Origin of the sequence: Hydrogenophaga sp. (assembly GCF_026125785.1) — a bacterium.
GTDB lineage: Bacteria > Pseudomonadota > Gammaproteobacteria > Burkholderiales > Burkholderiaceae_C > Hydrogenophaga.
This window is the reverse complement of record NZ_JAHCKL010000008.1, coordinates 41,698-61,033: the sequence shown is the minus strand read 5'-3', so window position 1 is coordinate 61,033 and position 19,336 is coordinate 41,698. Positions and strand designations below refer to the sequence as shown.

The 19,336-nt window shown below is 66.8% G+C and carries 19 protein-coding genes, 1 tRNA gene and 1 riboswitch; of the genes, 9 read left to right on the top strand and 11 right to left on the bottom strand.

Translation table 11 applies throughout. From position 1 onward, the window contains the following. Positions 1-10: 10 nt before the first annotated feature. Genes KIT53_RS10160 through KIT53_RS10150 form a run of 3 tightly spaced genes read right to left on the bottom strand, consistent with a single transcriptional unit; the run spans position 11 to position 1,751 of the window. On the bottom strand, positions 11-565 hold the full coding sequence (locus KIT53_RS10160) for a flavodoxin family protein (RefSeq protein WP_297751549.1): 555 nt from the start codon (positions 563-565) through the stop codon (positions 11-13). Between the two features lie 27 nt (positions 566-592). Next, a complete protein-coding gene (locus tag KIT53_RS10155) occupies positions 593-1,000 on the bottom strand; it encodes a DoxX family protein (protein ID WP_297751546.1) in 408 nt (135 codons plus the stop codon). Positions 1,001-1,049: 49 nt separating this feature from the next. Further along, positions 1,050-1,751, bottom strand: a complete 702-nt coding sequence (locus KIT53_RS10150; protein ID WP_297751544.1) for a pirin family protein — start codon at positions 1,749-1,751, stop codon at positions 1,050-1,052. Between KIT53_RS10150 and KIT53_RS10145 the strand changes: the two genes are divergently transcribed. From KIT53_RS10145 to KIT53_RS10120, 6 genes are all read left to right on the top strand, one after another. Beyond that, on the top strand, positions 1,750-1,881 hold the full coding sequence (locus KIT53_RS10145) for a hypothetical protein (protein WP_297751541.1): 132 nt from the start codon (positions 1,750-1,752) through the stop codon (positions 1,879-1,881). The genes KIT53_RS10150 and KIT53_RS10145 overlap by 2 nt on opposite strands. A 19-nt stretch (positions 1,882-1,900) precedes the next feature. After that, positions 1,901-2,848, top strand: coding sequence for a LysR family transcriptional regulator (locus KIT53_RS10140; protein ID WP_297751538.1), 948 nt, complete (start codon positions 1,901-1,903; stop codon positions 2,846-2,848). A gap of 152 nt (positions 2,849-3,000) precedes the next feature. Continuing rightward, entirely contained in the window at positions 3,001-4,065 is a 1,065-nt protein-coding gene (locus KIT53_RS10135) for an FAD-dependent oxidoreductase (protein WP_297751536.1), read from the top strand. Positions 4,066-4,081: 16 nt separating this feature from the next. Beyond that, entirely contained in the window at positions 4,082-4,960 is an 879-nt protein-coding gene (gene gluQRS / locus KIT53_RS10130) for a tRNA glutamyl-Q(34) synthetase GluQRS (protein WP_297751533.1), read from the top strand. Between the two features lie 47 nt (positions 4,961-5,007). Continuing rightward, positions 5,008-5,736, top strand: coding sequence for a tRNA (guanosine(46)-N7)-methyltransferase TrmB (gene trmB, locus KIT53_RS10125; RefSeq protein ID WP_297751530.1), 729 nt, complete (start codon positions 5,008-5,010; stop codon positions 5,734-5,736). A gap of 10 nt (positions 5,737-5,746) precedes the next feature. After that, positions 5,747-6,688 carry a pseudouridine synthase gene (locus KIT53_RS10120; protein ID WP_297751527.1) on the top strand — a complete coding sequence of 314 codons (942 nt, stop codon included), beginning with the start codon at positions 5,747-5,749 and terminating at the stop codon, positions 6,686-6,688. Between the two features lie 3 nt (positions 6,689-6,691). Here KIT53_RS10120 and alaS read toward each other — a convergent pair whose 3' ends face one another. Beyond that, positions 6,692-9,313, bottom strand: a complete 2,622-nt coding sequence (gene alaS / locus KIT53_RS10115; RefSeq protein ID WP_297751524.1) for an alanine--tRNA ligase — start codon at positions 9,311-9,313, stop codon at positions 6,692-6,694. A 144-nt stretch (positions 9,314-9,457) separates the two neighbouring features. Here alaS and KIT53_RS10110 point away from each other — a divergent pair, with 144 nt between their 5' ends. Then, positions 9,458-10,948, top strand: a complete 1,491-nt coding sequence (locus KIT53_RS10110) for an NAD-dependent succinate-semialdehyde dehydrogenase (protein WP_297751522.1) — start codon at positions 9,458-9,460, stop codon at positions 10,946-10,948. A gap of 285 nt (positions 10,949-11,233) precedes the next feature. Here KIT53_RS10110 and KIT53_RS10100 read toward each other — a convergent pair whose 3' ends face one another. Then, complete coding sequence (locus KIT53_RS10100; RefSeq protein ID WP_297751516.1) at positions 11,234-12,478, bottom strand: type II toxin-antitoxin system HipA family toxin; 1,245 nt, start codon at positions 12,476-12,478, stop codon at positions 11,234-11,236. Beyond that, positions 12,478-12,897: a helix-turn-helix domain-containing protein gene (locus KIT53_RS10095; protein ID WP_297751812.1), complete on the bottom strand. Its 420-nt coding sequence runs from the start codon at positions 12,895-12,897 to the stop codon at positions 12,478-12,480. Before KIT53_RS10095 ends, KIT53_RS10100 begins: the two co-directional genes overlap by 1 nt. A gap of 121 nt (positions 12,898-13,018) precedes the next feature. On the opposite strand from KIT53_RS10095, the gene KIT53_RS10090 reads away from it, so the two are divergent. After that, positions 13,019-13,234, top strand: coding sequence for a hypothetical protein (locus KIT53_RS10090; RefSeq protein ID WP_297751513.1), 216 nt, complete (start codon positions 13,019-13,021; stop codon positions 13,232-13,234). Positions 13,235-13,511: 277 nt separating this feature from the next. On the opposite strand, the gene KIT53_RS10085 is transcribed toward KIT53_RS10090, so the two are convergent. Both KIT53_RS10085 and gltS read right to left on the bottom strand, forming a co-directional pair. Next, positions 13,512-13,585: transfer RNA gene (locus KIT53_RS10085), tRNA-Gly, on the bottom strand. A 35-nt stretch (positions 13,586-13,620) separates the two neighbouring features. Further along, a complete protein-coding gene (gene gltS / locus KIT53_RS10080; RefSeq protein WP_297751510.1) occupies positions 13,621-14,850 on the bottom strand; it encodes a sodium/glutamate symporter in 1,230 nt (409 codons plus the stop codon). A gap of 177 nt (positions 14,851-15,027) precedes the next feature. On the opposite strand from gltS, the gene KIT53_RS10075 reads away from it, so the two are divergent. Next, positions 15,028-17,178, top strand: coding sequence for an LTA synthase family protein (locus KIT53_RS10075; protein WP_297751507.1), 2,151 nt, complete (start codon positions 15,028-15,030; stop codon positions 17,176-17,178). A 17-nt stretch (positions 17,179-17,195) separates the two neighbouring features. Here KIT53_RS10075 and KIT53_RS10070 read toward each other — a convergent pair whose 3' ends face one another. The 3 genes from KIT53_RS10070 to KIT53_RS10060 form a co-directional block, all read right to left on the bottom strand. Next, entirely contained in the window at positions 17,196-17,777 is a 582-nt protein-coding gene (locus KIT53_RS10070) for a TMEM165/GDT1 family protein (RefSeq protein WP_297751503.1), read from the bottom strand. A 3-nt stretch (positions 17,778-17,780) separates the two neighbouring features. After that, positions 17,781-17,960: riboswitch (yybP-ykoY riboswitch) on the bottom strand. Positions 17,961-17,991: 31 nt separating this feature from the next. Then, on the bottom strand, positions 17,992-18,627 hold the full coding sequence (locus KIT53_RS10065) for a 3-oxoacid CoA-transferase subunit B (protein WP_297751500.1): 636 nt from the start codon (positions 18,625-18,627) through the stop codon (positions 17,992-17,994). Between the two features lies 1 nt (position 18,628). Then, positions 18,629-19,336, bottom strand: a complete 708-nt coding sequence (locus tag KIT53_RS10060; RefSeq protein ID WP_297751497.1) for a CoA transferase subunit A — start codon at positions 19,334-19,336, stop codon at positions 18,629-18,631.

Sequence of the window (19,336 nt, the reverse complement as noted above, 5' to 3'; positions counted from 1 at the left end):
CACATCGGGATCAGCCCTTGAACTTCGCCGTCACGGCGGCGACGCGTTGCCCGAACAGGCGTGCGGTTTCGAGGTCGCCGGGCAGCATGTCGGCCGCGCCCGCATCGGACGGGCTCTGGGCGATGGCGCCGCTGTAGCTCACCAGGTAGTTCACGTCGTTGCGCTGGGCGCCCTTGGTGTTGCTGGGCATCAGGCCCTGGCTGACCCAGACCATGCCGTGCTGCATGGCCAGGGTGAACAGCGTGTTCAGGGTGCTGAGCTTGTCGCCGTTCATGCCGGCGCTGTTGGTGAACCCGGCAGCGACCTTGTCTTTCCATTTCTGGGCAAACCAGGCCTTGCTGGAGGCGTCGGCGAATTTCTTGAACTGCCAGCTCACGCTGCCCATGTAGGTGGGCGAGCCGAAGATGATGGCATCGGCCGCGTCCAGCGTGTCCCACCCGCCTTCAGGCAGGTTGCCATCGGCGTCGATGGCGAGCAGGTCCGCGCCGGCACCATCGGCCACCGACTGCGCCATGCGCTGGGTGTGGCCATAACCCGAGTGGTAGACAACAACGATCTTGGTCATGTGCATGCTCCTGTGCGAAATGAGGGATCAGGCCTTGCGGCGGGCGTCGACGCTGAGTGCGCCGGGACCGAAGGCGGCGAAAGCCAGCAGACCACCGGTGATGGCGATGTTCTTGAAGAACATGAGCTGCTGCATCATCTGCTGCTCGGCCGGCAGGGCCCAGTAGGCGTGGAAGTAGTAGCTGGCCACCAGGGTGAACAGGGCCAGTGCCAGGGCGGCGTAGCGCGTGCCCAGGCCGATGAGCAGGGCCAGGCCACCCGCCAGTTCGATCACCAGTGCGATGGCCACACCCACGGAAGGCAGCGGCAGCCCCATGGCCGTGGCGTAGCCGACGGTGCCGGTGAAGCCGGCTATCTTGCTGAAACCCGCGGGCACGAACACGATGGCCAGCAGGATGCGGCCGATCAGGGCCAGGGGGTTTTGCAGTGCGTTCATGGGAAAGGCTCCTTGAAAAAAAAGCAGTTGAGGAAAAAAAGAAAGATGCTCAGGCGGCCAGGTCGAATACCAGCACTTCGGCGTCCTCGCCATTGCCCAGCCTGACGAGGTTCTCGCCGGTCAGCGCGGCTGCGTCGCCACCCTGCAGGCGCTGGCCATTGACCTCCAGCGCGCCGCGCACCAGATGCACATAAGCCTTGCGCCCAGGCTCCAGCGCCAGTTCGGCGCTCTCCTGACCGTCGAGCAAACCCGCGTACATGGCCGCATCGGCGTGGATCTTCACCGAGCCATCGGCGCCACTGCCGGAGGCCACGAGCCGCAGGCGGCCACGCTTCTCGGCGTCGGCAAAGCTCTTCTGCTCGTAGCTGGGCTCGATGCCGCTGACGTTGGGTTCGATCCAGATCTGCAGGAAGTGCGTGGTGCTGTTGGGTGCGTGGTTGAACTCGCTGTGGCGCACACCGCTGCCAGCGCTCATGCGCTGCACGTCGCCCGGCGGAATGCCTTTGACGTTGCCCATGCTGTCCTTGTGCGCCAGATTGCCCTGGAGCACGTAGCTGATGATCTCCATGTCGCGGTGGCCATGGGTGCCGAAGCCGGTACCGGGGGCAATGCGGTCTTCATTGATCACGCGCAGGTTGCCCCAGCCCATCCAGGCAGGGTCGAAGTATTCGGCGAACGAAAAGGAGTGAAAGCTCTTGAGCCAACCGTGGTCGGCATAGCCGCGGGCATCGGAGCGTCGGATCTGGAGCATGGTGGATTCCTTTCTGTCGGTAGGGCTGGCCACCTTGCTCAAGGCATGGCGGCTGGCATGGGAAGGATTCTGGGCCGCATTCATGGCGTTTTGTCTGCACGAATTTGATGGCATCATTCAAATCATTTGAACGATTGAGCCAGCCCACCATGCCCTCCTCTTCGCCTCGCGCCGCCCTGTCGCCCGAAAACCTGGGCCTGCTCGAAGCCGTTGCCCGCCTTGGCAGCATGGCCGCTGCCGCGCGCGAGCTCGGCATGGTGCCCAGCGCGCTGACCTACCGCGTGCGGCAGATCGAGGACGCCCTGGATGTGCTGCTCTTCGACCGCAGTGCGCGCCGCGCGGTGCTGACACCCGCTGGCGCCGAACTCCTGCGCTCAGGCGAATACCTGCTGCATGAGCTCGATGCGGTAGCGCAGCGTGTCAAGCGCGTGGCCACCGGCTGGGAGCCGCAGATCACGATCGCGGCCGATGCCATCATCGCCCGCGCCACGCTGTTCGAGCTGTGCGAAGCCTTCTACGCCGAAGGCGCGCCGACACGGCTGAAACTGCGTGCCGAGACGCTGTCCGGGACGGTGGAGGCGCTGCAGAGCGGACAGGCCGACATCGCACTGGGCGTGCCCGGCGACCTGGCGCTCAGCGACGTGCAGTCCGCGCACCTGGGCAACGTGGCATTCGTGTACGCCGTGGCGCCCCACCACGCACTGGCAGCCGCCACGCACAGCCTGTGCGACGAAGAACTGCGCGAGCACCGCGCGGTGGCCGTGGCCGACAGCACCCAGCGCGGCCGGGGCGTGACGCACAACCTGCTGCCCGGGCAAGACGTGCTCACGGTGCCCACCATGCAGCACAAGCTGGAGGCCCAGTTGCGTGGGCTCGGCGGCGGCTTTCTGCCGCAGGCATTGGCCCAGCCGTTCATCAATGCCGGGCGGCTGGTGGTGAAGACGGTGCAGCGGCCCAACCGCAGCCTGCGCGTCGCCTACGCCTGGCGGGCGCCGCGCGCCGCGGGCGACACCGGGCGCGCGCTGCGCTGGTGGCTGGACCGGCTGCAAAGCGCCAAGACGCGCCATGCGCTGCTGCACCAGCACCACCAGTTGTGACGTACCGCGCTGCCAAACCGCGAGCGGGCTGATACAGTCGGCGACACCCGCTACAACACCGCACAACGCGCCCCAGAGACATGCCTCAAGCCCCACGCGCCCGCGCCACCCGCCCTGCGTCCCGTGTCCGAGCCGCCGCTGCGGCAGAGAAGATGCCACTGCACGTCGCGGTGGTGGGCGGCGGCATGGCTGGCGTGGCGTGCGCGCGCACGCTGCTGCAGGCCGGGCACCGCGTCACCCTGTTCGAGAAGAGCCGTGGCTTTGGCGGGCGCATGGCCACGCGGCGCACGGAATTCGGCGGCTTCGACCACGGCACCCAGTACTTCACGGTGCGCGACGCACGCTTCGACGCCGCGCTGCGCGCCACGAACACCAGCGCCGTGGTGCGCCCCTGGAGCGCCAGCACGGTACGCGTGCTGGACGAACTCGGCCATGTGCTGGCCAGCGCGCCACCGCCCAGCGAACCGCATTTCGTGGCCTCGCCGGGAATGGACGCGCTGGTCTCGCTCTGGGCGCAGCCGCTGGCCCACCCTGAGCTGCATGGCGGGCTGCTGGCCCGTACCCTGTTGGACACGCACGTCAACCGCATCGAACGCGATGCCCTTCATCCGGAGCAATGGCAGCTTCGCGCCGAGGACGCACAAGGCGGCCAACAGGTGCTGGGCGGCTTCGACCGCGTGGTGCTCGCCATCCCGCACCCGCAGGTGCACGACCTGCTGCTGGCATCGGGCCTGGCACCGGAACTGCGCCAGGCGCTCACGGCGGTGCATGTGGCGCCCTGCTGGACACTCATGGTGGCCTTCCCGCAGGCCATGCAGCCCGGGCTGGCTCACCTGGGGCCGCAGTGGAATGCGGCCCGCAGCACACACCACCGCATCAGTTGGCTCACAAGGGAATCGAGCAAACCGGGGCGCGACCCCATCGAGCGCTGGACCGTGCAGGCCAGCCCGGTGTGGTCGGCCAAGCACTTGGAGGACGACCCCGAGCGCGCCAAGGCCAAGCTGCTCAAGGGCTTTGCCGAAATCACCGGCATCCGCGCCACGCCCAGCCACGCCGAGGTACACCGCTGGCGCTTCGCCCAGACCCAGACACCGCTGGGCCGCAGCCATCTGTTTGACGACAAGTTGGGCATAGGCGCCTGCGGCGACTGGTGCCTGGGTCACCGCGTCGAAGACGCCTTTGTCTCCGGGCTGGCGTTGGCCCTGGCGATCGCCTGACGCGCTCCTGCCTCCCATGGCCACCTACCGTGGCAGATTCGCCCCTTCCCCCACCGGCCCGTTGCACGCGGGCTCGCTCGTGGCCGCGCTGGCCAGCTGGCTCGACGCCCGAGCCCATGGCGGCACCTGGCTGGTCCGCATCGAGGATGTGGACACGCCACGCTGCGTGCCGGGCGCGGACGCACTCATCCTGCAACAACTGGCCACCTGCGGACTGGTGAGCGACGAGCCGGTGCGCTGGCAATCGGACCAGGGCACGCGCTACCGGCCATCGCTGGACCATCTCGCCGGCACCGGCCGGGCCTATCCCTGCGGCTGCTCGCGCAGGGACATCGAGACCGCGCTGCAGGCGCAGGGCGTGGCGCGCGAACGCCACCATGCGGCCATCTACCCCGGCACCTGCCGCCCCGACCGCGGAGGTCTGCAAGGCAAGCCGGCCCGCGCCTGGCGCTTCGACGTGGCCGGCGAGCCGCCGGTGCACTGGACCGATCGCCGGCTGGGGCCACAGGTGCAGGACGTGGCCGCCGAGGTGGGTGACTTCGTGCTCCTGCGCGCCGATGGCCTCTGGGCCTACCAGCTCGCGGTGGTGGTGGACGACGCCGACCAAGGCATCACCCACGTGGTGCGGGGCGAGGACCTGGCCGACAACACGGCGCGCCAGATCCTGCTGCAGCGGGCGCTGGGCCTGCCGACCCCGCACTACCTGCACGCACCGCTGGTTCTGGGCGCGAACGGCGAGAAACTGAGCAAGCAAAACGGGGCACAGGCTCTGGATCTGGCGGATCCCTTGGCCGCGCTGCGCCAGGCCGCCGCCGCGCTGGGCCTGCCAGACGCCCGGGAGAGCCATGTGCCGGCAGCGGCGCTGGCACTCTGGACGGCGGCCTGGCCCACCTAAAATAGCCCGCCGCGCCCGCCCCTGGAGCGCGCCTCAGACCGCCGCCCATGACCGACCCCCGCCACGCCCAGCCGCGCTCCGCGCCACCCGAGAACACCTACCTGCGCGAGGTGAAGAGCTACGTGCTGCGGGCGGGCCGCATGGGACCCGGACAGGCCCGAGCCTATGAGCAGTTCGGCCCACGCTTCCTGCTGAACTACGCGCCGGGCGCATTCGACGCCACCGCCGCCTTCGGCCGCGCGGCGCCGCTGGTCATGGAGATCGGCTTTGGCATGGGCGGCGCCACCGCGCACATCGCCGGCCTGCGGCCGCAGGACAACTTCCTCTGCTGCGAGGTGCATGAACCGGGCGTGGGCGCCCTGCTCAAGCTGGCGGGCGAACAGGGACTGGGGAACATCCGCATCCTGCGCCACGACGCGGTGGAGGTGCTGGACCACATGCTTGGCGAGAACAGCCTGGACGGCGTGCACATCTTTTTCCCCGACCCCTGGCACAAGAGCCGGCACCACAAGCGCCGGCTCATACAGGCACCGTTCGTGAACCGGCTCGCGCGCCACCTCAAGCCCGGCGGCTACCTGCACCTGGCGACCGACTGGGAACCCTATGCCCAGCAGATGCTGGAGGTGCTCAGCGCCGAGCCTTTGCTGCACAACACGGCCGCGCCCGGTGGCAGCGGCTACGTGCCCAAGCCGGACTACCGGCCGCTGACCAAGTTCGAGAACCGGGGCCTCAAGCTGGGCCACGGGGTGTGGGATCTGGTGTTCCGGCGCCACTGAAGCCCGTGCCGTGGCGCACCGCCCGAAGAATCCGCTGATTCCCGCGCGAGACGGCGTCTCGCCAAGCTGCGTCGCGCTGCCCTCCACCAGGCCATCGCCCTGGCCGTCGGTGCTGGCGTTTCTCAGCGAGCGCCTGCCCGCGATCGACCCGCTGGAGTGGGCACGGCGACTGGCCAGCGGCGACGTGCTCGACGACCAGGGGCACTCCGTGGCGGCGCAGGCTCCCTGCGAGCCCGGCGCGCGCCTCTACTACTACCGGCAACTCGACAAGGAGAAGGCCATTCCCTTCGAGGAACGCATCGTGTACCAGGATGAACGGCTCCTGGTGGCGGACAAGCCCCACTTCATGCCGGTCACGCCCAGCGGCCCGTATGTGCGGCACAGCCTCATGGTGCGGCTGAAGCAGCGCACGGGCATCGACACGCTCAACCCCATCCACCGCATCGACCGCGAAACCGCGGGACTGGTGGTGTTCAACATCCGGCCGGAGGAGCGCAACGCCTACCACGCGCTGTTCCGCGAGCGCGTGGTGCGCAAGGACTACGAGGCGATCGCACGCCATCAACCGGAGCTCAGGGTTCCGCTGACCCGGCGCAGCCGCATCGAGGAAGACGTGGAGGCCTTTTTCCGCATGGTTGAAACCCCGGAGGGCCAGCCCAACAGTGAGACGCACGTCGATCTGCTGGAGCTTCGCGGCCGCTGGGCGCGCTACCGGCTCACACCGGTCACCGGCAAGCGCCACCAGCTGCGCGTTCACATGAATGCGCTGGGCATGCCCATCGCCGGCGACCAGTTCTACCCCCGGGTGCGGCGCGGGCCTGCCGAGGCGGAAGACTTCACGCAACCGCTGCGCCTGCTGGCACGCGCCATCGCATTCGACGACCCCGTCACGGGCGAGGCGCGCGCCTTTCGCAGCCAGCTCGCCCTGGACTGGCCCGACGAAGACGGCTGAGCTTCAGAGGCGCTCCGCGACCCAGGCCTGCACCGACTGCAGCGCCTTGGGCAGGCTCGCCGCATCGGTGCCGCCAGCCATGGCCATGTCGGCCTTGCCGCCGCCCTTGCCGCCCACTTGCTGGGCCACGAAGTTCACCAGTTCGCCCGCCTTGACCTGGCCCACGCTGTCGGCCGTGACGCCGGCCGCCAACTGAACCTTGCCGCCCTCCACCGCCGCCAGCACGATGGCCGCGGTCTTGAGCTTGTCCTTGAGCTTGTCCAGGGTCTCGCGCAGCGTCTTGGCGTCGGCGCCGCTGAGCACCGCGGCCAGCACCTTGATGCCTTTGACATCCACGGCCTGGGCCACCAGTTCGTCGCCCTGGCTGGAGGCCAGGCGCCCCTTGAGCGCGGCCACTTCCTTCTCCAGGGACTTGACCTGCTCCAGCGTCTGCGCGATGCGCGCCGTCAGTTCGGCCGTGGGCGCCTTGAGTGCGCCAGCGGCCTGCGACACGGTGTCCTCCAGCGACTGCAGGTAGGACAGGGCATGGGCGCCGGTGATCGCTTCGATGCGGCGCACACCCGCGGCCACACCGCTTTCGGCCACCACCTTGAAGAGGCCGATGTCGCCGGTGCGCTGCACATGGGTACCGCCGCAGAGTTCGCGGCTGCTGCCGATGTCGAGCACGCGCACGGTGTCGCCGTACTTCTCGCCGAACAGCATCATCGCGCCGGTCTTCTGCGCCGACTCGATGTCCATCAGGCGTGCCTGCGTGGCGGCGTTCGCCAGGATCTCGGCGTTCACCTGGGCCTCGATGGCACGGATCTGCGCGTCCGTCAGAGGCGCGTTGTGCGCGAAGTCGAAGCGCGTGCGCTCGGCGTTGACCAGCGAGCCCTTCTGCTGCACGTGGTCACCCAGCACCTCGCGCAGCGCCTTGTGCATCAGATGGGTGGCGCTGTGGTTGCGCACGGTCGCGGCGCGCAGCGCCGTGTCCACGCTGGCCGTCACGGTGTCGCCCACGGACAGCGTGCCCTGCGCCACGGTGCCGTGATGACCGAACACGTCGGCCTTGATCTTCTGGGTGTCGCTCACCACGAACGTCGCGGCGGCGGCCTTGATCGTGCCTTCGTCACCCACCTGCCCGCCGCTTTCGGCGTAGAACGGGGTGCTGTCGAGCACCACGACGCCGCTCTGGCCACTCTGCAGGCTCTGCACCGGCGTGCCATCGAGGTAGAGCGCGACCACCTTGGCCGGCGCCTCCAGCTTCTCGTAGCCCACGAAGGTGTTGCCCGCGCCGCTGTACTCCAGCGCCTTGTCCATCTTGAACTTGCCGGCCGCGCGCGCCTGCGCCTTCTGGCGGTCCATCGCGGCATCGAAGCCGGCCTCATCCACGGCCACACCGCGCTCACGGCAGACGTCGTTGGTGAGGTCCAGCGGGAAGCCATAGGTGTCGTGGAGCTTGAAGGCCACGTCGCCGGGCAGCACCTTCTGCCCGTCTCCCAGCGCCGCATCCAGTATCTCCATGCCATTGGCCAGGGTTTCGTAAAAACGCTCCTCCTCAGCCTTGAGCACCTCGATGATGCGCTGCTCCTGGCGTGCCAGGTTCGGGTAGGCGTCACCCATGAGCTTCACCAGGTCCGGCACCAGCTTGTGGAAGAACGGCGTCTTCTGGCCCAGCTTGTAGCCGTGGCGGATGGCGCGGCGCACGATGCGGCGCTGCACGTAGCCACGGCCTTCGTTGCTGGGGATCACGCCGTCGCTCACGAGGAAGGCGGTGGCGCGGATGTGGTCGGCGATGACCTTGAGCGAAGGGTTGGCGAGGTCGCTAGTGTGCGTCTCCCGGGCGGCGGCCTTGATGAGCGCCTCGAAGAGGTCGATCTCGTAGTTGCTGTGCACGTGCTGCAGGATCGCCGCCAGGCGCTCCAGACCCATGCCCGTGTCCACGCAGGGCGCGGGCAGCTTCACCACGCTGCCGTCTTCCTTCATGTCGAACTGCATGAACACGTGGTTCCAGATCTCGATGAAGCGGTCGCCGTCTTCGTCGGGGCTGCCGGGCGGGCCACCGGGGATGTGCGGGCCGTGGTCGTAGAAGATCTCGCTGCACGGACCGCAGGGGCCGGTGTCCGCCATCATCCAGAAGTTGTCGCTCTTGTACTTGCCGCCCTTGTTGTCTCCGATGCGGATCACGCGCTCGGGCGGCAGGCCGATGTCCTTCGTCCAGATGTCGTAGGCCTCATCGTCGTCGATGTAGACCGTCGCCAGCAGGCGCTCCTTGGGCAGCTTGTAGACCTCGGTCAGCAGTTCCCAGCCCCACGTGAGCGACTCGCGCTTGAAGTAGTCTCCAAAAGACCAGTTGCCCAGCATCTCGAAGAACGTGTGGTGGCGCGCGGTGTAGCCCACGTTCTCCAGGTCGTTGTGCTTGCCACCGGCGCGCAGGCAGGCCTGCACCGAGGCGGCGCGCACGTAAGGCCGCTTGTCGGTCCCCAGGAACACATCCTTGAACTGCACCATGCCCGAATTGGTGAACATGAGCGTGGGGTCGTTGCCAGGCACGAGCGGGCTGGACGCCACCACGGTGTGGCCCTTGGAGGCAAAGAAGTCCAGGAAGCTTTTGCGGATGTCGGCAACAGAAGCGGGGCGGGTCATGGGAGCCTTGTGATGGTCGGGAAACTGAAGGGCGCGCATGGCGCCAAACCTGCTATTTTCCAACAAGGCGCGACCTTCGCCGGAAGCCCTCTCAGGCAATTGATTAACATATTAAGTTTTCACGCCCAGCCACGGAGACAGACTATGGACACCAAGACCTCCCCCCTCTCCTTGCTGAACGACCCCAGCCTGCTCAAGACCGATGGCCTCATCAACGGGCAGTGGGTGGCTGGCCAGAGCCGTTTCGCCGTCAACGACCCCGCCACCGGCCTGAAGCTGGCCGACGTGGCCAACCTGGGTCCGCAGGACGCCGAGGCCGCGATCGCCGCCGCCAACGCCGCCTGGCCCGCCTGGAAAGGCAAGACCGCCAAGGAGCGCAGCCAGATCCTGCGCAAGTGGTACGACCTGCTGATGGCCCACCAGGATGACCTCGGCCGGCTCATGACCGCCGAGCAGGGCAAACCCCTGCCCGAGGCCAAGGGCGAGGTGGCCTACGGCGCCAGCTTCGTGGAGTGGTTCGCCGAAGAGGCCAAGCGCGTCAATGGCGAAACCCTGCCGCAGTTCGACAACAACCGGCGCCTGATGGTGATCCGCCAGCCCATTGGGGTGTGCGCGGCCATCACGCCTTGGAACTTCCCGCTCGCCATGATCACCCGCAAGGTCGCGCCCGCGCTGGCCGCGGGTTGCCCGGTGGTCATCAAGCCGGCCGAACTTACCCCATTGACGGCTCTGGCCGCCGCCGAACTCGCCATCCGCGCGGGCATCCCCGCCGGCGTGTTCAACGTCATCACCGCCGACGCCGACCACAGCATCGCCGTGGGCAAGGTGCTGTGCGCCAGCGACGTGGTGCGCCACCTCAGCTTCACCGGCTCCACCGAGGTCGGGCGCATCCTGATGGCCCAGTGCGCACCCACGGTGAAAAAGCTCTCACTCGAACTCGGCGGCAACGCGCCCTTCATCGTCTTCGACGACGCCGACGTCGACAGCGCCGTGGAGGGCGCCTTCGCCAGCAAATACCGCAACGCCGGCCAGACCTGCGTCTGCACCAACCGCTTCTACGTGCAGGCCGGTGTGTACGACGAGTTCGTGCAGAAGTTCGCCGCCAAGGTGAAGACCGCCAAGGTCGGCAACGGCTTCGGCGAAGGTGTGAACCAGGGCCCCCTGATCGAGGAAGCCGCGCTGACCAAGGTGCAGCGCCATGTGGACGACGCCCTGGCCAAGGGCGGGCGCGTGGTGGCCGGCGGCCGGCGCCTCTCCAGCCTGGGCAGCGGCCAGTTCTTTGAACCCACCGTGGTGGCCGACGCCAGCGCCGACATGCTGTGCGCGAGGGAGGAGACCTTCGGCCCCTTCGCACCGGTATTCAAGTTCCAGACAGAACAGGAGGCCATAGACGCCGCCAACGCCACCGAGTTCGGCCTGGCCAGCTACTTCTACAGCCGCGACATCGGCCGCATCTACCGCGTGGGCGAAGCACTGGAATACGGCATGGTCGGGATCAACGTCGGCATCCTCGCCACCGAACACGTACCCTTCGGCGGCGTCAAGCAATCCGGCCTTGGCCGCGAGGGCTCGCACCACGGCATGGACGACTATGTGGAGATCAAGTACCTGTGCATCGGCGACGTGCTGAAGTGACGTCGGTCTGGAAAGGCACTCGGGCAGAAGAGGATGGAGCGGGTGAAGGGAGCATCACGCCGCACTCAAATCGTTGATTGATATTTGGGACGATGGAAAGATCCTCACATGCCCAGCGCGCCCTTGCCCTGCACCACAAGCAGGTACGACGACTTGCGTAATGATCGAATCCGGCCACAACTGCGGCTGGAACAGGAACGCATCGGCTATCGCTCGCTATGCGCGGCGTTGGCGACAACAGTCCAGGACGATTCTCGGCCGTAGCGGCATTTCCTGCCGATGTCGTCAGGGCGTGGTCGATTCGACGAACGCCGGTTCGAAATCCAGCAGGTCGGTACCGCGCATGCCCAAGCCTCGGGCCACTGCGCGCCAGCCCGCCACAGCCTGGGCCACCTCGCTCCAGATCGCCTCGGCCTGCGCCGTCTCCAGCCTGAAATACGGCGCGGCACCCATCAGCATGCCCCGGCTGTCGATGACGCCGGTGTCCTCGGTCAGCCAGGTCTTGCTCTCGCGACGGTCGCCCGGCATCGGGTTCAGATCGAAGGCCGGCGACAGGCGCCAGCCGCGCTGGCGCGCGTCGTACAGGAAACCGGTGTTGCGCAGGTGGTCGTCGGTGTTGCAGATCAGGAAGTTGAAGACCAGTCGGCGCCACAGCTCATGGATGTCGGCAATTGGATCGGCACCTGCTTGCAGCAGCACGTCCACCAGTTCGGAGTAAGCGTGCGTCGCATCGCGGCCATCGGACTGGAGCATCGTCGCGGCCGACACGTAAGGGATGCGGCTGCCATCGTCGGTGCGGTCGAAACGCCGGACGACGGCGACCGCCGTGCCACCGATCACTTCCACGCGGGCCGGCGCCGCGCGGATGCCGGCCTTGGCCGCCAGTTGCATGGCCAGCACTTCGCCCCGGATCACGTCGCGCCGGTCCGCCTGGCTGGGAAACTTCCCTACCGCCAGCCGGCCATCGGTATCGCGCACCGTGGACTTGGGCCTCGCGCCGCCCAGTGACGTCCCTTGCCCGAGCAGGTAGCGCAGATCCTGCGCGCTCTCCGTGCCGTCCTCCAGGGCGCGCGCCGCGTGCAGCACCCTGTCCAGCTCCACCAGCGGTGGCACATGCCTGTGCGGCCCGCCGTCGCGCAGGTAGGCACCGGCCTGCGGATCGAACAGGCGCAGCGCGCCGACACGCGCCTCGTCGTCCACCCACATCACGAAGTCCACGGGGTTCAATGCGGGCGTGTCGCGGTCTTCCTGCCGCAACCTCGCATGGGCGCGCCGGATCACGCGCTCGCCCCAGGCATCGGGCGCGGTGTCCTCCAGCGCGAGGAAGAACACTTGCCGGGGATGCTGCACACCGGCCATCGGCTGGAGGTCGGGCGACAGCGTGAAGAACCGGGGATCCCGCAGCCAGCCTTCGTCGTAGCTGAACGCGCTGCGCCTGCCGTTGCCCAGGTGCAAGCGCCCCAGGACCCGGCCGCTCGCCCCCAGGTGGACTTCGAGGTCCGGGCGCCGGGAAGGTCGAGGCGTTGCCATCAGAATCCCTCCAATTCATCGGAGTGCCCGTGCGTGTCGCCTTCGCCGGCCGCTGTCTTCGAACGAACCGCCGGGCGCTTCTTGCCGGACGAGGTGCGCACCCGTTGCGGCAACTGCTCCCGAACCAGTTCCATGCCGAGCGCGTCGTTCTCCAGAGTCATCGCCCGGGCCAGGTCGTCGAGCCGGCCCAGCACGTGCAGCGCGCGCAAGAACGTGTGCAGCGCGGTGCCGGCATACCCATCCTCCATGCGCCGGACGGTGCTTAGGGACGTGCCGATGCGCTGCGCCAGATCTTCCTGGCTCAGCCGGCGCATGCGCCGCGCCGCCGAGATGTCTTGCCCCAGGTGGCGCAGCGCGCGCGCGACGGGCTGCGGCATGGCCACCTGCGCGCCGGAGCGCTTCTGTTCGGAAGACGACATCATTTATTGCCTCAAATATGAACTTATTTATTCAATAAAGGTTCATATTTGAACGAAAAAATAACAGGCAGTCAACCCAGACCAGGATCGTTGCACGACGTCGTCGCGCCGCCAGCATCCCATGAGTCCGACAGGCGATCGCGCCCCTTATCGCTCGATCCTGTCGCTGACGCTACCGAACGGTTTCCTCCTCACGAGGGCAGCAAACAAAGCGTCATGCCTCGTCGATCTGGAGGTAGATCCCTCGGGTCTGGTCGGACGCATCGCGGCGTTGCCGCGTCTGGCACTACCCGAACCGCGTCTGCTGAAAGACCATCTGGATCTGACACCCGGTTGATACCCCGCCATGAAAGCACGGAGACCGAATGCGTCTTTTGGAGCCCCGTTCCAGACGCTCAGTCAGATAGCTGTCGGCCTGCGCGATGCGTTCGGCAACCAAGAGGGGCGCGGCGTTCCTTGGCGTAGGCGCTGGCGTAGCTTCTGGGGGCGGTTGTGCCGTTGGACATGATTTCTTCTTCGTTGGGTTGATGTCAACGTGTCACGGAACCATGCACAGTCGAATCTTGGTAAGCCCTTGATTTACAAGGTCTCCCAGCGTCAGAGCTGGCGATTCATGGAGCGGGTGAAGGGAATCGAACCCTCGTATGAAGCTTGGGAAGCTGCCGTTCTACCATTGAACTACACCCGCAGTGGAAGCGGATTCTAGCGCCTCTCGGCCCACCCCTAGCGCGCCAGCAGCCCGATCACCAGCGCATTCACCAGGTCGATGAAAAAGCCGCAGACCAGCGGCACGACGATGAAGGCGCGCGGGGCGGCTCCGTGGGCGCGCACGATGGCGCCCATGTTGGCGATGGCGGTGGCCGTGGAGCCCAGCGTGATGCCCCCGAAGCCTGCACAGATCACCACCGCCTCGTAGTCCCGCCCCATGCAACGGAACACGATGAACACGGTGAACAGCACCGCCAGGAGGATCTGCAGCGCCATGGCCGTCGCGATGAAGCGCAGCACCGGCTCCAGTTCCCAGAGCTGCAGCCCCATTAAGGCCATGGTGAGGAACAGGCCAAGGCAGATGTCACAGATGAGGGCCACGCCCAGGCGCATGCTGGCCCAGTCCCACAGGCGTCCGCCACTGGGTGCAAGCCACTGCCCCACTCCTCGCAGACCTATGCCCGCCAACAGGCATCCTACGAAATCCGGCAGACGCAGGCCGCTCAGCCCAATGAGCGCATTGACACCGTTGCCCAGGATCAGCGCGAGATTGAGCCACAGCAGCGCCAGCAGCACGCCGTGGTAGTCCAGGCGCGCGTGAGCTTCGTCCTGGTAACGCGTGCCGACCTCCACATCTGCGGCACCCGAAGGCACAACGCGGTGGCGGCGCATGAGCCAGGCCGCCACCGGCCCACCCACCACGCAGGCGGCGATCAGGCCGACCATGTTGGAGGCCAGGCCGAGTTCACCGGCGGTGGCGATCCCCAGTTCTTCCGTGAAGTACGGCGTCCACGCCAAAGTGGTACCCACACCGCCGGTCAATGAAATCGAGCCGGCCATGAGTCCGGCGCGCGGATCCATGCCAAACGCGCCGGCCAGCGCCATGCCCAGCCCGTTCTGCAGCACCATGAACAGGCAGGCCAGCGTGAGCAGCACCACCAGCGGCCGGCCACCCTCGCGCAGCGTGCGTATGTCGGTGCCCATGCCAATGGCGGCGAAGAAGTACAGCAGCAGCATGTCGCGCGCGCCCAGGCCGAAACCCACGCGCAGGCCCAACGCGTAGTACAGCGCGCACACCACCAGCGCGCAGAGCACGCCACCGATCACGGCATCGGGAATGTTGTTGCGGCGCAGCCATTCGACACGCCGCGTCAGCCCTTTGCCGATGAACAGCAACAGGATGGCCAGCGTGAGGCTCGCGAAGGCATCGACCTCAATGGCGGAACGCCAGGATCCGGAAATCATGGCGCGATCCTAGCCTTACATCGCCCTCATGTTGTCTGTAGCAGCTACGGGCCAGCACAATGTCATCCAAACGTCACAAACAAGAAAACCACGAAGGGATGAGTTATGGAGACAGCGACAGCCGGGCTGGGCAGAACCTTATGGTCCGCCCTGGCATTGCCGATCCAGCCGCGGACCGTGCGTCTGGCTCTGGCGCTGGTGATGCCCATGCTGTCGCTGGTGATGGCCATCAAGACCTACAAGCTCGGCTTTGCGCTGTGGCCGGTCACGGGCAACACCGATGGCTGGACCCGCCCCTCGCTGGGCCATTGGCTTGCGGGAGTGCTCACCCAGTCCTTCAGCGTGGTGCTTGCCGCGGCCCTGCTCACGTATCTGGCGCTGCGCCTGCGGCCCACACTCTCCCGCGGGGCGCGCGCCCTGGCGATCGTCCTGCTGCCACTGGTCCTGCTGGCGGTGCTGCAGACGGGACGTGCGCTCTGGAGCGGCAACCCGCTCCTGCTCGAATCCCCCATTGGCCTGGCGTGGCTGGCCCGCGTCTATGGCGAACTGGGACACGAGATCTGGTACCTGTACACCCTGTTCCGCGCCGACCTGGCCTATGCCGGCGCACACCTGCTGCTGTGCATGGCCATTCTGGGGGCCTTGCCCGAACGATGGACCCGCACGGCCTTCGCCGCACTGGTCGGCCTGAACCTGCTGATCGCGCTCGTGCTGGCGCTGGAACTCGCGCACTACCTCGTCACTGGCGTGAACGGCAGCGCGGCCCTGTTGCTCTATTTCATAGCCAATGCCGAGGATGTCTGGGACCTGGCCGGCACGGAAGTTCGGCTGCCTGATCTGCTGTGGTGGCTGGCCCCCTTGCCGGCATTGCTGCTGGCCAGCTATCTGCTGGCCAGCACGCCCCTCAAGCCACGCGGTGGCGCGGCGACTGCGCGCTTCCAGATGGGCCGGCTCCTCTGGCCGGGCCTGGCCCTGCTGGCCATGCCCGAGATGCTGTCCACCGACGGTCATCAACGGCTCAAAGGCAACGTGGTTTCCCGCATGACCATCGACCTCGCGGTGCCGGACATGCTCTCGCAGGCCGCCCGCGACGCCGGCCTGGACCTTGCCCGCCAGTCCATGGGGCTGCGGCTGGAGGGTTCCGCGCAGACGCGCAAGTTCAATGTCGTGGTGGTGATGCTGGAGTCCGTGCGGGCGCGTTCGACCGGGCTGCACGATCCGGCGCTGTCCAACACGCCCTTCCTGCTGGCTCTGAGCCAGCAGTCGCTCATGGTGGAAGAGATGTACGCCCCCTCCTCCAGGACCTCGGTTGCGTGGATCAGTGCACTGCAGGGCATCTATGCGGGCGCAACGAACTCCGTGGCCTACTGGGCCCAGCGCGAAGCTGGCCATCCGCGCTTTGCCAGCCTGCCCAGGCTGTTGCGGGAACACGGCTACCGCTCAGCTTTTTTCTCGACCACACACGACGAGTACGAGAACGAGGCCCAGATCCTGGCCAACTTCGGCTTTGACAAGGTGGTGGGCGAACGAGACTTCAAGCGCCCGGTCTCCGAGCGGGTGAACTACTTCGGCCTGGAAGACCGTGTGATGCTGGACCCCCTGATGGCCTGGGTGGACGAGCAGCGCGGCAGCAACACCCCCTTCTTCCTGAAGGTGATGACCAATGTGGGCCACCATGCCTACGCCACCCCCGCCCATTGGCCCAACAGAACCTTCAGGGAAGGCGTCACGCCGGACCACCACAAGTACCTCAACTGCATCGCCTACATTGACAGCTTTCTGCAGGATCTGGTCTCCCAGCTCGACCAGCGAGGCCTGCGGGAGAACACGGTGCTGATGGTGCTGGGCGACCATGGCGACACCTTCGGCGAACATGGACAGCGCGCCAGAGTGATCTCCGTGCACGACGAGGTCCTGCACGTCCCCATGCTCATTCGGCTGCCGACGTCCCTGGGCAAGGCGCCTGGGCGTGTGGCCGGCCCCCGGTCACAGGTTGACATCCTCCCCACGGTGGCCGACCTTCTGGGCCTGACCATGGTGGGCGGACGCTTGCCCGGTGTCTCCCTGCTCACCGAACATGACCCTCAGCGCAGGGTGTTTCACAACGGCACCCTGGAAGAGTCGTCGATGGCGATGCGCCAAGGGTCGCTCAAGTACGTCTACGAGCACGAGAACGACAGGCTCAAGGTCTTCGACATCCGGAACGACCTCTTCGAGCAACGCGACATCGCGGCCAGTCTGAGCCGCGAGCAAAGGAACGAGGCCCTGCGCCAGATGCATGCCTGGTACACCACCGTCCACGCATCCATGACCCTGTCAGCGCGCTGACAGCAGGCACGTCCCGGTCAACCCACGGCAGTCGCCACCCCTACCCCGAACAGCGCCAGCGCGCCCAGCACCGCGAAGATCAGCGCGGCGACCACGTGCACCACCTTGATCGGCACCCGGCGCGTGATGGCATCACCGAAAAACACCACCGGCGCATTGGCCAGCATCATGCCCAGCGTGGTGCCGATCACCACCGCGAACAGCGGTTCGTACTGGGCACCCAGCGCCACCGTGGCCAGTTGCGTCTTGTCGCCCATCTCGGCCAGGAAGAAGGCCCAGGTGGTGGCGAAGAACACACCCATCTGCCGCTTGGGCACGGCCTCGTCGTCGTCGAGCTTGTCGGGAATCAGCATCCACACCGCCATGGCGATGAAGGACACGCCCAGCACCCAGCGCATCACGTCCGGCCCGATGGTGGCCATGATCCAGGCCCCCGCGGCGCCGGCCAGCGCGTGGTTGAGCAAGGTGGCGGTCAGAATGCCCCAGACGATGGGCCAGGGGCGCTTGAAACGGGCGGCCAGCACCAGCGAGAGCAATTGCGTCTTGTCGCCCATTTCGGCGAGGGCGACGATGCCGGTGGAGATGAGGAATGCTTCCAAGACAGGACTCCAGGGCCGGCGCAAACCAGAAGACCACACGGCATCCCCGGCCCATCCGGAGGCAGTGCGGTCAAAGGTCTTGCCAGGCTGGATGCTGTCTGCGCCATGGCCGTGGGGGCCAAGTGTGTTGACGCAGACCCCTGCAAAAGGCTTGCAGGTCGGCTACTCCCCAATGACGGGTGAGGCGGAAGTATACCCGCCTACCCTATCCAAATCAGATCAGGGGGGCACCCGTCTTCGACTGGATGAACTCGCGCGTAACGCCCGGCGCCAGTTCCACCAGCTTGAGCCCTTGCGGCGTCACGTCGATCACCCCCAGGTCGGTGATGATGCGATCGACCACGCCCACACCGGTCAACGGCAGGGTGCAGGCGGGCAGGATCTTCAGGTCCTCGGTGCCGTCCTTCTTCTTCGCCACGTGCTCCATCAGCACGATGACGCGCTTGACGCCGGCCACCAGGTCCATCGCCCCGCCCATGCCCTTGACCATCTTGCCCGGGATCATCCAGTTGGCCAGGTCGCCCTTCTCGCTGACCTGCATGGCACCCAGGATGGAGAGGTTGATCTTGCCCCCGCGGATCATGGCAAAGCTGTCGTGGCTGCCGAAAATGCTGGATCCCGGCAGCGTGGTCACGGTCTGCTTGCCGGCGTTGATCAGGTCGGCGTCCACCTGGTCCTCGGTGGGGAACGGTCCGATGCCGAGCATGCCGTTCTCGCTCTGCAGCCAGACCTCTTTGTCACCGGTGTGGTTGGCCACCAGCGTCGGGATGCCGATGCCGAGGTTCACATAGAAACCGTCTTCGAGTTCCTGTGCCGCGCGTGCGGCCATCTGGTCCTGGGTCCAAGGCATGTCAGGCTCCTGCTTTTTCCGTGATGGTGCGCTTTTCAATGCGCTTCTCGGGGTTCGGGTTGTGCACGATGCGGTGCACGTAGATACCGGGCAGGTGCACCTGGTCAGGGTCCAGCGCGCCGGTCTCGACGATCTCCTCGACCTCCACCACGCAGATCTTGCCCGCCATGGCCGCGGCCGGGTTGAAATTGCGCGCGGTCAGGCGAAACTGCAGGTTGCCCGACTTGTCCGCCCGGTGCGCCTTCACCAGCGATACCGCCGGCACCAGCGAGCGCTCCATCACATAGGTCTCACCGTCGAACTCGCGCAGTTCCTTGCCGCCGGCCACGATGGTGCCGACACCGGTCTTGGTGAAGAAAGCGGGAATGCCCGCGCCACCGGCGCGCAGCTTTTCCGCCAGCGTGCCCTGCGGCGTGAACTCCAGCTCCAGTTCGCCCGCGAGGTACTGGCGCTCGAACTCCTTGTTCTCGCCCACGTAGCTGCTGATCATCTTCTTGATCTGCCGCGTGTCGAGCAGCTTGCCCAGGCCAAAACCGTCCACGCCAGCGTTGTTGGAAACGACGGTCAGGTTCTTCACGCCGCTGTCGCGCAGCGCGTCGATCAGCGCCTCGGGAATACCGCAAAGGCCGAAGCCTCCCACGGCGAGCAACTGGCCGTCGGCCACGATGCCTTTCAGCGCGTCGGCCGCGCTCGGGTAAATCTTGTTCAC